Genomic DNA, 13,983 nt, shown 5'->3' with positions numbered 1-13,983 from the left:
TCACAGAGCGCAGGGCAGGCGTCGGCTATCGGAACGTCCACCACGGACACGAGCGCCGAGACGGGTGAGCGGCGTGTCCACTGAGACGACCGACGAACCGGATCTCACCTACCCGTCCTCGGAGTGGGCCGGTTTCTTCAAGAACCACTTCGGGCCGTCGATGCTCTGGGCGCTGATCGGCATCGGCGGGAGTCACATCGTCCTCGCACCGACGCTCGGAGGGACGTTCGGCCTCTTCGCGATCTGGGTGTTCGCCATCATCTACCTCGCGAAGTACGGCGGCTGGGAACTCGGGATCCGCTACAACTACGGGGTCGGCGGGAACCCCGTCGAGGCGTACGGCGACATCCCTGGCCCCAAAAACTGGATGCAGTGGTTCACCGTCGCAGTCTTTACGGTCGCTTACACCGGGATCACGGCCGCCGTCGGGATGAGCACCGCGGCCTTCGTCGAGGCCCTGACCCCGCTTTCGTTCCCGCAGGCGTTCGTCGCCTGCGTCGGCCTCGCGGGTGCGCTCGTACTATTCGCACGGTACAGCCTCCTCGAGAAACTTTTAATGGGGTTTACGATCGCGCTCGGTGTGCTCGTCCTGGTGGGCGTCCTGGTCGGCCCACCCTCGGGCGAGGTCGTCGTCGAGACGACGTTTACCGCCCCGGACCTCACCGGGCCGCTGTTCGTCGGCCTCTTCGCCGCCGCAGCCGGGTTCGCCCCGACCGGATTCAGCACGAGCGTCCTCATCGGTAGCTGGAGCATGGCCAAGGGGGAAGGGGCGGGCGAACTCCGGGAACGGGGCCTCGATCCGGACGACGAGCGGCATCACGATTACATCCGTGCCTGGATTCGAACCGGACGGCGTGACTTCAACATCGGCTACGTATTCAGTTTCGTACTCATCGTCGCGATGGTGCTCCTGGCGTCGAACGTCCTCTACCCCAACCCACCCGAAGACGCGAACCTCGCGGTCGCGATCGGTGACATTCTAAGCGAGTCCTTCGGCGAGTGGTCCTACTACGCGATGGTCCTCGGTGCGTTCGCCGCGCTCTACTCGACGGTCATCACGCTGCTCGACGGCGCGTCGCGTGCGACTGCCGACGTCCTCCCGATGGCGCTCGAGCGCGAGGACCTGGACAGCGAACCGATCCGGAAGTTGGTCGTCGTCGGTATCGTCGCGGTCAGTTGCGGCGTCGTCCTCACCGTCGGGACCGTACCGGTGACGTTCCTGATCTGGATCTCCGCACTGCTTGCGGTCACCGAAATCCTGTTCTACCCCGCGAACTGGTACGTCGTCAGGGAGCATCTGCCCGAACCGTTCCAGCCCTCCCGCAAGTGGATCGCCTACTACAGCGTCGGCCTGGCCCTGGTGCTTTTGTTCGGCCTCATGGGCGCAGCCCACGAGTTCGGCTACCTGTAGCGGATCCGAAACCCGATTCTCCGCTTTCGATCCCGTCGAAAACCGGTGACGTCCCGTTCCCGTCTACAGACGGAACAGGCCGAGTGCCTCGGAGTCGTACGGAAGACTTCGTCTTCCGTGATGACGAGAGAGGAAGTCTCTCGAACCACTTGACCCCGAGGCGGTTCACAGGACGCCCATCTCGTCGAGTCGCTCCGGCAGGTACGTCTCCGTCACGAAGTCCAGGCCGTGGGACGCCAGCGACTGCTGTTCGGACTTCTTCTCGATCTCGAGTTGGAGTTCGATCTGTTCCTCCCAGTAGTCGGTCTGGAAGCGTGGGTCCTCGAGTTCGCTCTCTAAGGCGTTGACGTCCGAGTCCGAGAGCGGGTCGGTCGGCAGTTCGTACTCGACGATGTCGGCCGGCTGGATACCGATGAACTGGGCCTCGGGCGTCGCCAGGTACTCTGAGAGGTGGGCCGACTTGATCGACCCGTAGGCGACGGAGCCGTAGATCCGGTACGACCACGGGTCACCGTCCGTAAAGACCGTCACGGGGAGATCGAGTTCGTCGTGGAGTCGCTTGGTGATGCGGCGGGTCGCCCGTGCGGGCTGGCCCTTGAGGTGGACGATCAGGGCGTTGTACTCGTCGTCGAACCCGTTCTCGACGAGCCGGTCGCGCATCCCACCGGTCTCGACGGCGAGGATGAAGTCGGCGTCACAGTCGAGGAACTCGATCGTATCCGGGTTGTTCGGGATCTGGTAGCCGCCCTCGCCGACGTCCTTCTGGCAGTGGATCTCGCGTTCCCCCCGGCGAGTCTGCTCGCGCAGGTGCAGCGGACCCATGATCGTCGCACCCGACTCCTCGGGGCGCATGTGGAAGTCCTCGCGGGTCGCGCCCGACACGATCTCTAAGTCCTCGACGAGCTGGTTCGACTCGTCCTGATCCGAGAACTGGGCCTCCTCGTTGTCCCAGCTCTCCGAGAGGTAGTAGAGTTCACGCAGGGTCGACGACCGGCCTTCGTCGAGCTGGTCGGCGAGGAACTCGATCGTGTACACGGCCTTCAACAGCTTCCGTGCGCCGCGGACGGAGTTCGCCGAACGGGTCGACTCCCGGTCGCCGTAGACCCAGACGTCCTTCTCCTCGTCGTACTCGATGTTGTTCTTCGTCCGCGTCGGCACGGACATGTGAGGGATCTCGCCCAGTTCGAACTGGTCGTAGAACTGCGCCGCGAGATCGATCAACTGTTCTCTGGCTTCTTGCTCGTTGTCCGCGCTCATTGTTCGTTCACCGTGAGTTTCTCGCTTTCGACACCCTTCACGTCGAGATCACAGCTCGCGCCGTCGGGCACCTCGTACTCCAGGGTCGCCTCGTCGTCGCTCGAGACCTCGGGCTCCCACTTGACGAACCACTCGCCGTCCATCTCGACGACCGTCGCGCCGTCCGAGAGGTCGGTCGGTTCGGCCGAGACGATGTCCGTGATCTCGAGGCTCTCGTTCGTTCCGGAGTTGTTCTCGACGACGACGGAGACGGCCTTCGAGTCGCCGTTCTCCTCGACCTGGCGCTCGACGAGCACGTTGTTCATGATACGCGCGATGGCGTCGTCGATGTCGGGTTCCTCGCGGCCGGTCACTTCGGCGACCTTCTCGGCCATCTCGGGCAGGATCTTGCCGAGGACGTTCTGTTTCTTCCGGCGTTTCTGCATCGACCGTCGCTTGTTGAGGTAGCTCTTGAGTTCGCGGGCCGCCTCGCGGATCGCGAGTTCGATCTCGTCCTCGATCTCGGGAACGTTCGCGACGGCGTCCTTCGATTCGCTGGTGAAGGGGACGTTCGTCGAGGCGACGTGGACCATGATGACGGCCGGCCCCTTCGGCAGGCCGGAGCCGCCGGGCTGGTCGAGCCCGTAGTTGCGCCAGCCGATCGACTTGACCACGTCCGTGGTCGCACACGCGCCGCGCTGGTAGACAAGCGGGACGCGGTTCGCGAACCGCATCACGTCCGCGCCGCCCTCCGACTCGAGTTCGCCGCCGTAGGCGATGCCGGCCTCGACGATGAACGGGTCGCCGCCCGAAACCTCGGCGTCGCGGGTCGCGGAGGCGTAGAAGTCGGCGTCGAACTCCTTCTCGAGGCCGGCCTCGATCAGATCGGCGGAGATGGGCGAGAGACACCGCGTCGGCGGCGCCATGATGTCGGTCGCGCGCATCCCGTCGACGAGGTCGCTGGTCGCGTCGCGGTCGCCGTTGAGTTCGCGCACGAGCGGCGGGTCGTCGGGCACGGTCGCCATCACGTCCCAGATCGCCTCGACGACGTTCTCGCGGGCCGTGTCGCCGAAGGCGACGTCGTCGTACTCCTCGGTGAGGTCCGCGGCGCGGTCGACGTACGCCACGAGGTCGTCTCGAGTGAGCCGGTGGCGAACGTCGTCCTCGGTGGCGTCGTCGAACTTGCCGGCGAGCCGTTCGGCGAACGCGCGGACGACCTCGTCGTCTTTGCGCGTGCTCGTCGCCTCGTCGGCGAGGTCGTAGAGGTCGGCGACGAGTCGGGATTCCCCGGGTTCGTCCGCCCCTGCGTCGCCGTCGCCGTCGGCGGCTTCATCCTCCGACGTTGCATCGACGAGGTCGCGCCAGACCGCGGCGACCGCGTTCTCGCGGACCGTGTCGCCGAAGGTGGTGCCGTGATCGTCCTCGACCGCTTCGGCCGCCTCGTCGACGACCTCGAGGAGTTCGTGGTGGGCGATCCGGTCGTAGCCGTCGACCTCCTCGGCGATGGCCTCGGCGAAGGCGGCGGTCGCGTCCGCGCCCTTGTTCGCCGTCGCGTCCTCGACGGCGGCGTGGAGGTCGACGTCCTCGTGGACCGCGGGCGGGCGCCAGCGCATCTCCCGGCCGTAGTGGCGGTCCCGGAAGGCGTCGATGATCGAGTCGGCGGTCTTTTTCCCGACGCGGGTGAACTCCTCCTGGAGGAACCCCGAGACCGTCTGGGAGTCTGTCGCCGTCAGCATCTTCATCACGGTCCCGAGTTCGACCCCGTGGGGGTGGGGTCGGATCTCCTCGGTCTCCTCGGGGAGCTGGTCGGTCGCGCGCTCGAATTTGAAGTGGGCCTGTGGCTCGCGCAGCTCGAGGCGCGCGTGGGGGTTGACGACCGCCGTGTGCTTGATGTAGTCGTGAAGCTGCTGGCGGGCGCGCATGTTCGCCTCCATCTCGAGTTCGATGCGCGTGCCGTGCGGGCGGTCCCACGTGGTCGTCTCCTCGACGCTGATCTCGGGCTCGTTGTCGTCGGTGTCGACGATCAGTTCGAAGTACTGTGCCTCGCTCGAGCCCTCGGTGCGGCTGGTGATCTTCGCGGGTTTGCCGCTGGTCAGCTGTGAGTAGAGGACGGCGGCGGAGATCCCGATCCCCTGCTGACCGCGGGACTGTTCGCGCGCGTGGAAACGAGAACCGTAGAGCAGTTTCCCGAAGACCTTGGGCAGCGATTCCTTCGTCAGCCCGGGGCCGTTGTCCTCGACGATCAGCCGGTAGTAGTCACCCTCCTCCTGGATTTCGACGTAGATATCGGGGAGAATACCGGCTTCCTCGGCGGCGTCCAGGGCGTTGTCGACGGCCTCCTTGACGGCCGTGACGAGGCCTCGAGCGCCGCTGTCGAAGCCGAGCATGTGCTTGTTCTTCTCGAAGAACTCGGCGATAGAGATCGCCTGCTGGCTCTCCGCCAGCTCCTCGGCGATCCCCGGTTCCTCACCGAGTGTCGACTGGAACGACGTCATCACTCTCCCTGTACTAACGGGGAGGCTAAAAGGTGTGTGCAACCGGAGTGAAAGTAGACGCCGATCGAACGACGGCGAATCCCTCGTAGACGCCTCACAAAGGTTTAACCTCGCGCGAAACTTCGTCCTATACGAGAGGACACATGAATCCGGACGACACCGACGAGCGCCGGGTGGACGACGACGAGGGTGAGAGCGAAAGCGAGGGCGACGTCGATCCGACCGACGACTCGAACCGCGACCCGCTCGAGGACGGCGACGGGTTCGACGACGAGTTCGATGACGGGTTCGACGGCGAGTTCGACGAGGAGGACCTCGAAGACGGAATCCGTACTACGGCGGACGAGGTCGACCAGCGGATCGTCGACCTGCTCTCGTGGATCCTCGACACCGAGACGCGGGCGAAGATCTACGTCTTCCTGCTCGCGAACCCGGGCAGCACCTCCGAGGAGGTCGCGAAAGGCACCGGCCTCTACCCGAGCACCGTCCGCGAGGCGCTCGCCGAACTCCACGACGAGGAACGCGTCACACGCGAGAAACGCGAGAGCCAGGGGGCCGGCAACAACCCCTACGAGTACACGGCGATCCAGCCCAGCGAACTGGTCGGCGGCGTCGTCGACCAGGTCCAGCAGGAACTGAACGCGATCTTCACGCTGGACAGAGTCCTCGACCGCGAGCGCGATGGCGCGGGCGCGGACACGGGTGAACCCGCCTTCGCGGACGACGTCGAACCCGTCACGATCACCGTCGAAGAGACCGATCCGCTGGCGGGCGAGGACGACGGCGACGGCGACGGCGACCGCGACGGCAACGGTGACGACGCCGACACGGGAGACGGAACGGAAGCAGACGACGACACCGCCGGCGACCGGTAGCTCAGTCCCCGAGGTCCAGAATCCCTGGCCGTTCGATTTCGAGAGCGAGTCTACCCTCACCGTCGTCGCCGGCGTCGATCCCGCCCACGCGCTCGAGTTCGACCGCCTCGACGGTCGTCGTCGGCCAGTCGCCGGTCGCGGTCAGCGCCTCGACGTGCTCGTCGGTCACGAGCACAGTATCTTCGCTTTTTGCGCCCTGTACCGTCGGATTCCAGGCGTACGCCATCGGCGCCGTAACGGGCGCCTCGTGGTCGGGCGTGGCGACCCACTCGCGGCCGTCGAAGCCGGCGGCCCCGCCCTGGTGGTGGTGTTCCCACTCGCCGTCGTGGCCGACGGCGTCGTAGGCGGCCTGGATCGCCGCGAATACGTCGCCGGCGGTGCCCGCGCTGGCGCTGGCGCCGGTGCCGGCGTCGACGTCGACGTCCGTGTCGGTGCCGGCCTCGCTCCCGCCGGAAGTCGCGGCCATCTGCGTCGCCGCCAGCGCCGTCGCCTCGACCCTGGCGGCGGCCTCGTGGCGCTCCTCGAGCCACGCCGGCGGGTCGAAGGCCACGGTTCGGGTACAACTCGCGTGGAGACCGGCCCGCTCGGCCGTCACCGAGACGAGCGCGTAGTCGCCGAGTTCCGCCTCCGTCGGCGTGTAGTGGCGGTACCGACGGGCGCGTTCCCCGCCGCCGACCAGTACGACCGGCGCCTCGATCCCGCGGGCCGAAAGCGCCACCCGCAGCGCCGACGCGACCTCGTGTTCGGTGTCGCCGGACTGGAGCTCCCGACAGACCGATTCGACGGCTCTCGCGGTCTCCCGTCCGAGCGCTCGATACCGCTCGAGGTCGGCCTCGGTCAGCGGCTGTCGAAGCCGACTCGCGTCGACGGTCACGGTCTCGCGGCCGGGCAACTCGACGTCCGTGGCGACGCTTTCGTCCTCGTCGACGCGGGCGGCGATCTGCTCGGGTAGCGACGATTCGTACCAGGGATCGCGCTCGACGACGACCTCGTCGGGCTCCAAGTCCGGCAGCTCCTCGGCGACGAGCCGGTCGGCTTCGACGTTGTTGGTCACGAGCCGCAGCGTCGACCCGTCCCGTTCGTATCCGATCGCCGCGATGCCGGTGTCGCCCTCGCGGTCGACCACGTTCGAGCCGCCGGTCAGCCAGGCAAAACTGTTCGGCCGGGCGAACCAGACGGCGTCGAGCCCCTCCGCCTCGAGGTAGGCCTCGAGTCGCTCGCGTTTCTCCATGGCGGGTGCTGGGGCAGGGGTTATCTTGAATGCGGCGAACGCCGTTCCGGCACGTTCTCGCCCACGCCGGCTCCGTCGCCGTCGCCGGTCGAAATGATCCACTGGCCGGTCGGTGGGACGGTCGCGAGTTTCCGAACCGGAACCCTCTGGCGGGGACGACTCCCACCGACCGAACATGACACGGGAAACCTAAATATGCCCGCTCCTAACCCCCGGCTGAACGACCGTGCCGTCCAACAGTCACTTCCGGCGTCGGACCTCTCGCTCGCTGATCGATCGGTTCGGGTACCCCCACCTGCTCGCGGGAACGCTGGCGCTCGTCACCGCGACGATCCTGCTCGGCGTCGCCGCGAAGGCGACCGGTTCGGGCCTGGCCTGCCAGGCCAACTGGCCCCAGTGTGACGCGGGACCGTTCAACCTGCTGCCCGCGAACCTGCCGAGTTTCTACGAGTGGTTCCACCGCTTCGTCGCCATGTTCGCCGGCTTCGCGATCATCGGCTCCGCGCTTGCGGCCTGGCGGTCCTCGAGCGTCGACAAGCGCGTTACCGCCCTCGTCGTCCTCGGGATGCTCCTGACTCCGATTCAGGTCACGCTCGGCCGCGAGACCGTCACCCAGTACACGATGGACATCCTGTCGCTGCACTTCTGGACGGCCGTCCTCATCTTCAGTCTGTTCGTCGTCGCGACGGTACTCGTCTGGCAGTCGACGCTGACCGCGAGCCACGTCACCGGCGCCCTCGCCCTCGGATTCGTCGCGTTGCCGCTGCACGTCGCACTCAGCCCGACCGACCTCGGGGTCGTGACGGAGTACACCCCGACGATTCAGTTGCTCCAGTACGGCGTGACCCTCGCCCTGCTCGCGTCCCCCATCGTCGCCACGATGGTCGGTCGCTGGCGACTCGAGGACCGGAGAGTCGTCCCGCTTTTCTCCGTCTCGGTCGTCCTGGCGTTCGCCGTCGCCTACCTCGGGCGGCAGGCGGTGATGAACTTCAGTTCGACCCTCGACGTGGTCTACCTCGCGGCCGTGGCCCTTCTTGCAATCGCGTTCGCCGCGGGACTGGGCCTGACCCGCTCCGCCTCGAGCGCCTGACGACCCGCGTCGCGATCGTTCGTGTCAGGCGACCAGAAATACGACCCCGCAAGCCACAGCCGTCGCCGCGACGCCGACTCCAAGCAGCGCGTAGTTCGCGACCGGATTCGCGGCACGGGTCGCCTCGAGCGAGTAGTGACGCCCCGAGAACGGCCAGAAGGGGCGAACTCCCATCGGCGTCAGCGCGTCGGCGAGCAGGTGCGAGCCGATCGAGACCGTGCCGACGACGAAGGCGAACCCGACGAACCCGACGTCGACGAGCGGGGACGACGACTCGACGAGGATCGCCGCGGCGGCGGCGAGGGCCGCCCCGACGAGAAAGGCGAAGGCGACGGTGTGGGTCGGGCCACGGTGATCGACCAGTGGGAGTCGGTGATCGACGTCGGGCAGCGTCGACAGCCCCACACAGAGGAGTCCGCCGACGAGCGCGCCGCCGGGGTAGCCAGCCAGCGCGACGACGATCCCGAGCGGGGCGTACGCGAGGAGGGCAGCGCCGTAGTGACCAGCCTGGTACATCGCTCTCGGTACGAGTGACCCCGTTCCGACCCATAAATCCACCGCGACGGAGCCGTTCGACCGCCGAACCTTTTTCGCCCGCGAGCGAACGGGAGGGTATGCGGACGAGTCTCAATGTTCCCGAAGAGATGCTGGCCGAGTTCGACCGGACCTGGAAAGCGGAGGGACTGGACTCCCGGTCCCGGGCGCTCCGGGAGGCCATCCAGGAGTACGTCGAATCCCACCACACCCTAGAGCGGGCGCGGGGCACCGTCGCCGCGACGGTCGTCTTCGACTACGTCCACGACGAGATCATCGAGGACCTCCACGAGATCCAACACGAGTTCCAGGCGGCGATCGACACGACCTGTCACGTCCATCACGGCGAGTGGTGTCTCGAGGCGGTGTTCTGTCACGGCGCGGCCGAGGGGATCAGGTCGCTGGTCTACCGCCTGAAGGACTTCGATGCCGTCGGACGGGTCTCGGTGACGATGTTGCGCTCCGAGGAGTACTGACGCTCCCGGAGGCCACTTAAATACCTTCGACATCTAACCGGTCGCTTCTTACAGATTCCACCGATATCTTACTGGACAGGTTCGACATGTATCGGCGCGAGCGCGGACGGCGACGATCCGTATCGTCTCGAGAACGAACGATCACAAAGGATATTGTCGGTAGCCACGCGACCGATATCGAGAGTAGCAAATGAGCGTCATCGCAACAGTCGCGATTCCCGCGTCGGAGTTTCCGCTGGGATCGTTGCTCGAACCCGTACCTGACGCGACGGTAACCGTCGAGACGACGGTCCCCACGAGCGACGGCGTCGTCCCCTACCTCTGGGTCCCCGACGAGGCCGCCGACGAGATACTCGCGGCCCTCGAGGCCTCGACCGACGTCGACGACGCGACACCGATCGACGAGGTCGACGACAGCGTGCTCGTAAAGATCGAGTGGGACCAGCGGGTCAACGGCGTGCTCGCGGCCATCCGGGAGAGCGACGCGATCGTCACCAGCGCGGTCGGGACCGCCTCCCGGTGGACGCTCCGACTCCGGTTTCCGGCCTACGAGGACCTTTCGCAGTTCTACACGGACTGCGTCGACGGCGACGTCTCCCTCGAGTTGGTCCAGCTCCACGAGGCGGTCGATCCCGACAGCGAGTTCCGGTTCGGTCTCACCCGCGCCCAGCGCGAACTCGTGATCGCCGCCTACGAGGCAGGGTACTTCGAGGTTCCACGGAAGACGACGCTCGTCGAACTCGCGGAGCAACTCGAGATCTCCGACTCGGCGGTCTCCCAGCGGCTCCGTCGCGGGCTCGCCGCCCTGATCAACGCGACGTTGCTCGTCGATTCCCAGCGAGCCGACGGAACCGGCCGAACGGCCGTCGGGACCGATGCCCAGCCGCGCTCCGATCGCGACGGCTGACGCGGGCTGGCGTCCCTGTCGGCGTCAACCGCGCCCGTTATTTGTCGGGGCCTCCTCCCGATACCCGTGAAAAACGTCACCGACAGGACGAGCAATCCGTTCGGTCTCCGCCCGCCCTGCGACCGCGCTCCCGAGGAGGGACGCGACGCCGTCTTCGGGTACGGTGACGCCAACGGCGACTTCCACGTCATCGGCGACCACCCGGGCGTCCACGGCGGGAAGCGTACCGGCGTCCCGTTCACCGGGACCGACGCCGGACGGGCCGTTCAGGACGTCTTCCGCGAGGCCGAGTTCGTGACCGGCCCGGCGGACGATCCCGACTGTGAGAACCTCTACTGCAGTTACCTCCACATGTGCTGTCTCCCCAACGGCCACGAGCCGACCGAGCGGGAGTACGACGACCTCGAGCGGTACTTCGACGCCGAGTTGCGCGCGATCAACGCGCACATCCTGCTTCCCGTCGGCGAGACGGCGACCGATCACGTCCTCCGGGCGTACACGACACAGCGCCGGCGATTCGACCACGATCTGGACATGGCCGACCTCCACGCCCGCGAACTCCGCGGGCGCGGCTTCATGGTCGTCCCGATCCGGAACCCCGACGAGTGGACGGCCGGCGACCGGGAGACGATCGTCTCGACGCTCGAGTCGATCCTCGAGAGCGATTATCGGCAGACGAAAGGCGTGGCGACGCGGGTCGGCTAACCGGACGACGCGGTGGTCAGCGATCGAAGTGTTTCCTGATCGTCGCGCGCAGCGGCAGGCCGAGCGCCCCAGCGAGCGGCAACACGACGTACGCGAGCAGGTCGACGACCAGCGTGACCTCGCCGACGACGCCCGCGGCGCCGACGGCGACGCCGGTCGCCGGCGCGAGCACCGGCAGGACGTAGAGGTACGACGGCTTCCAGCCCGGCCCCAGCCTGGTCCGGTGGACGATCACGGTAAACAGGAACGGCATGAGGACCGCGCCGGCGAGGACGGGCCCGCCGGCCAGCGTCGCCGCCGCCCCGAGCGCGAGCGCGAGCAGGATCGTCTCGTCGATCGAGATCGTTCCCCAGGTGTCCTCCCGCCTGACGACGCGGTCGACCAGGGCGATCACGACGGCGACGCCGACGAGTCCGGCGAGCGCCGCGTACCACCCTGGCGGCTCGAGCGGCGGCGAAACGGGTTCGAAGCCGACGACGAACCCGGACATCGTCTCGACGCCGTGTCGGCTGGTCGTGAGGTACGCCCAGAGGGCCCCCGGGTCCGCGCCGACGGCGGTCGCGTCGGCGACGACGGCCTCGAGAGCGTCCTGGTTCGCGAGTCCGAACTGGACGATCCCGGTCAGGTAGACCAGCAGGGAGGCCCAGATCAGGGGAAGCGAGAAGTTCCGCCGTCGCCACCACGAGAGGACGGCGTTGCCGGAGTCCGTGTCGGTGCCGATGCCGGTACCGGTCGTGGTTTTTGAAGTCCCAGAACGGTTCGTCGCTGTACCGGCGCTCGTCGTCCCGGCGGCGCCCGCGTCGGCGGCGTTCGCCGTCGTTCCGCCGTCGCTGGTGGCGGTCGCGTTTCCGGTCCCGGTCCCGGCCCCGGTCCCGGCTCCAGCCGCACTCGCGGTTTCCGTTCCGGCCGTCCCGGTCGCGCCACCGTCACCCGCCGACGTATTCCGCGAGTCGGTTCCGGACCCCGAAGACGTAGACGTCGACGAGGTCCCCGCTCCCGTGGCTCCCGTCGAGCCAGTTCCGGAGGGCGACCCCGTCCGCGACTGCGTTCTCGTTCGGCCGCCCGACGAACTCGAGGTGGCGGTTCTCGAGGCCTCTGCCGTCGATCCGGAACTGGACGTCGAGGTCGTCGAACTCGAGGTCCCGTCCGATCCGCTATCGCTGCTCCAGACGTCGGGCGACGGGATGCCGCTGGTTCGTTTGGCGACGTAATTTTCGTGGCCCAGCCGGTCGTAGGCCTGGCGCTCGACCGGATCGCCGAGGATGTCGTAGGCTTTCTTGACCGCCGTGAACTGCGCTCGAGCGCGGTCGTCGTCGTTCACGTCGGGGTGATAAACCCGGACCTTCTCGCGGTAGGCCTCCTTGATCTCGTCCTGGGAGGCGTCGGAGGGAATCTCGAGAAGGTCGTAGAAGTCGTCTGTCATGTGAAAGTCCGGGGACGGATCCGTCTGGCGAATCGTTACCAACGGAGGGTTATAATTTCAATGTTCCGGCCCATCGATCCGGAACGAGACGAAAACCGTCCCGTTGCCGTCGCTGTGTCCTGCGATCGACGGATCCGCGTCACCGCGAACGCGACGTGAAATCGGCCAGCGAGGTCTGGCCCGGCGGGAGGTCGTCCCGACCTGTCGGGCGACCGACGCTCCCCTCGTCGTTCTTCTCCTCCTCGGCGTCCTGGCTCTCGGACTCGAGGTCCTCGCCGCCGTCGGACCCGGTTCCCATCGCGTCGGTCGACGACTCGCCGTCACTGCCCCACCCCTCGAGGCTCGCCTGATCGGCCGACGCGAACTCGAGGTTCGCCACGCGGACGCCGACCTTCCGGACGGGGTCGTCCTCGAACTCCCCGAACAGGTCGCGGGCGATCCGGTCGACGAGGTCGGGGTCGTCGACAGGCCCCGGCAGCGAGCGCTCGCGCGTGTTGACGTCGTACGGCGGCGTGACGGCCTTGACGCCGACGGTCCGGTAGAGCGCGCCCTCCCGGCGGGCCCGGTCGGCGACCGCGGCCGCGAGCGTCTCGATCTGTTCGTACTTCGGCTCGGGCTCCGCGACGGGTTCGGCGAAGGCCGACTCACGCGAGAAGCTCTTTGGATCGCCCTTCGGCTCGACGCGGCGGTCGTCCTCGCCGCGCGCACGGTCGTACAGTTCCCGGCCGCGCTCGCCGAACCGTTCGACCAGCGGCCCGGGATCGGCGGCGGCGACGTCGCCCGCCGTCTCGAGGCCCATCTCGCGGAGCTCCCGGGCCGTCACGGGGCCGACGCCGTGGAGCAGGTCCACCTCGAGCGGCGCGAGGAACTCCCGGAGTTCGTCGGGGCGGACGACTGTCAGCCCGTCGGGTTTGTCGTAGTCGCTGGCGATCTTGGCAGCGCTCATCGTGGGCGCGACGCCGACGCTGACGACGACGCCGACCTCGCGACGGATTCGGTCCTTGACGTGGCGGGCGAACCCGTCGGCGACTTCCCAGGCGGTGCGGTCGGTGACGTCGAGGTAGGCCTCGTCGATGCTGACCTCCCGGACGACGTCGGCGCAGTCGTGGAGGATCGACTGTACGTCCTCGGCGATCGACTCGTAGTAGTCCATGTCGACGGGCCGGTAGTGACCGGTCTCCTCGCGGGTCAGGTCGGGGTCGTGATCCGGCGCACCCGGGTCGAGGGCCGCACGGCGGGGGAGTCGTTCCAGGGCCGTGGAGATCGCTTGCGCGCTCTCGACGCCGAACTCGCGGGCCTCGTAGCTGGCGGTGGCGACCGCACCGACGGTGTCGCCGGGTTCGTACCCCATGCCGACGACGACCGGTTCGCCCTCGAGTTCGGGCTCGCGCAGCCGCTCACAGGAGGCGTAGAAGCAATCCGCGTCGACGTGGAGGACGATCCGGTCCTCGTCGTCCTCGCGTTCGACGCCGGGAAGGCGCGGCCCGTCGGACATACCTGTGCCTACGGATCGATTCGCGCGGACGGTTGTGAACGTTGCGTCCGGTCCCCGCCGTCAGAAACGGTGGGGCAAACGCCCCGTGGTGGTTGGAGACGGTCC

12 protein-coding genes are annotated in these 13,983 nt (G+C 67.5%); 6 read left to right on the top strand and 6 right to left on the bottom strand.

Annotated features, from left to right (window positions below):
- Positions 1–64 precede the first annotated feature (64 nt).
- Positions 65–1,411 (top strand): Nramp family divalent metal transporter, encoded by a 1,347-nt coding sequence (locus BM113_RS14760; RefSeq protein ID WP_089788821.1) that lies wholly within the window; start codon positions 65–67, stop codon positions 1,409–1,411.
- Between the two features lie 165 nt (positions 1,412–1,576).
- Here the strand turns inward: BM113_RS14760 and BM113_RS14755 are convergent, their stop codons facing one another.
- Both BM113_RS14755 and BM113_RS14750 read right to left on the bottom strand, forming a co-directional pair.
- The gene (locus BM113_RS14755) at positions 1,577–2,668 is read right to left on the bottom strand and encodes a DNA topoisomerase IV subunit A (protein ID WP_089788820.1); all 1,092 of its coding nucleotides are present in this window, start codon (positions 2,666–2,668) and stop codon (positions 1,577–1,579) included.
- Entirely contained in the window at positions 2,665–5,142 is a 2,478-nt protein-coding gene (locus tag BM113_RS14750; protein WP_089788819.1) for a DNA topoisomerase VI subunit B, read from the bottom strand. Before BM113_RS14750 ends, BM113_RS14755 begins: the two co-directional genes overlap by 4 nt.
- A gap of 143 nt (positions 5,143–5,285) precedes the next feature.
- Here BM113_RS14750 and BM113_RS14745 point away from each other — a divergent pair, with 143 nt between their 5' ends.
- Positions 5,286–6,017, top strand: a complete 732-nt coding sequence (locus BM113_RS14745; RefSeq protein ID WP_089788818.1) for a helix-turn-helix domain-containing protein — start codon at positions 5,286–5,288, stop codon at positions 6,015–6,017.
- A gap of 1 nt (position 6,018) precedes the next feature.
- Here the strand turns inward: BM113_RS14745 and BM113_RS14740 are convergent, their stop codons facing one another.
- On the bottom strand, positions 6,019–7,248 hold the full coding sequence (locus BM113_RS14740; protein WP_089788817.1) for a M24 family metallopeptidase: 1,230 nt from the start codon (positions 7,246–7,248) through the stop codon (positions 6,019–6,021).
- A gap of 226 nt (positions 7,249–7,474) precedes the next feature.
- Between BM113_RS14740 and BM113_RS14735 the strand changes: the two genes are divergently transcribed.
- Positions 7,475–8,338, top strand: coding sequence for a COX15/CtaA family protein (locus BM113_RS14735; protein WP_245758067.1), 864 nt, complete (start codon positions 7,475–7,477; stop codon positions 8,336–8,338).
- 24 nt (positions 8,339–8,362) lie between these two features.
- On the opposite strand, the gene BM113_RS14730 is transcribed toward BM113_RS14735, so the two are convergent.
- On the bottom strand, positions 8,363–8,854 hold the full coding sequence (locus BM113_RS14730) for a metal-dependent hydrolase (RefSeq protein ID WP_089788816.1): 492 nt from the start codon (positions 8,852–8,854) through the stop codon (positions 8,363–8,365).
- 98 nt (positions 8,855–8,952) lie between these two features.
- Between BM113_RS14730 and BM113_RS14725 the strand changes: the two genes are divergently transcribed.
- From BM113_RS14725 to BM113_RS14715, 3 genes are all read left to right on the top strand, one after another.
- Complete coding sequence (locus BM113_RS14725) at positions 8,953–9,348, top strand: CopG family ribbon-helix-helix protein (protein ID WP_089788815.1); 396 nt, start codon at positions 8,953–8,955, stop codon at positions 9,346–9,348.
- A 190-nt stretch (positions 9,349–9,538) separates the two neighbouring features.
- Positions 9,539–10,255 (top strand): helix-turn-helix domain-containing protein, encoded by a 717-nt coding sequence (locus BM113_RS14720; RefSeq protein WP_089788814.1) that lies wholly within the window; start codon positions 9,539–9,541, stop codon positions 10,253–10,255.
- A gap of 66 nt (positions 10,256–10,321) precedes the next feature.
- Positions 10,322–10,960: a uracil-DNA glycosylase family protein gene (locus BM113_RS14715; RefSeq protein ID WP_089788813.1), complete on the top strand. Its 639-nt coding sequence runs from the start codon at positions 10,322–10,324 to the stop codon at positions 10,958–10,960.
- Between the two features lie 16 nt (positions 10,961–10,976).
- Here BM113_RS14715 and BM113_RS14710 read toward each other — a convergent pair whose 3' ends face one another.
- Together BM113_RS14710 and BM113_RS14705 are read right to left on the bottom strand one after the other, a co-directional pair.
- Positions 10,977–12,383, bottom strand: a complete 1,407-nt coding sequence (locus tag BM113_RS14710; RefSeq protein WP_089788812.1) for a J domain-containing protein — start codon at positions 12,381–12,383, stop codon at positions 10,977–10,979.
- A 139-nt stretch (positions 12,384–12,522) separates the two neighbouring features.
- Entirely contained in the window at positions 12,523–13,878 is a 1,356-nt protein-coding gene (locus BM113_RS14705; protein WP_089788811.1) for a DNA polymerase Y family protein, read from the bottom strand.
- Positions 13,879–13,983 lie beyond the last annotated feature (105 nt).

The organism is Natronobacterium haloterrestre (assembly GCF_900112205.1).
Taxonomy (GTDB): Archaea; Halobacteriota; Halobacteria; order Halobacteriales; family Natrialbaceae; genus Natronobacterium; species Natronobacterium haloterrestre.
This window is presented reverse-complemented; position numbering and strand designations above follow the sequence as displayed.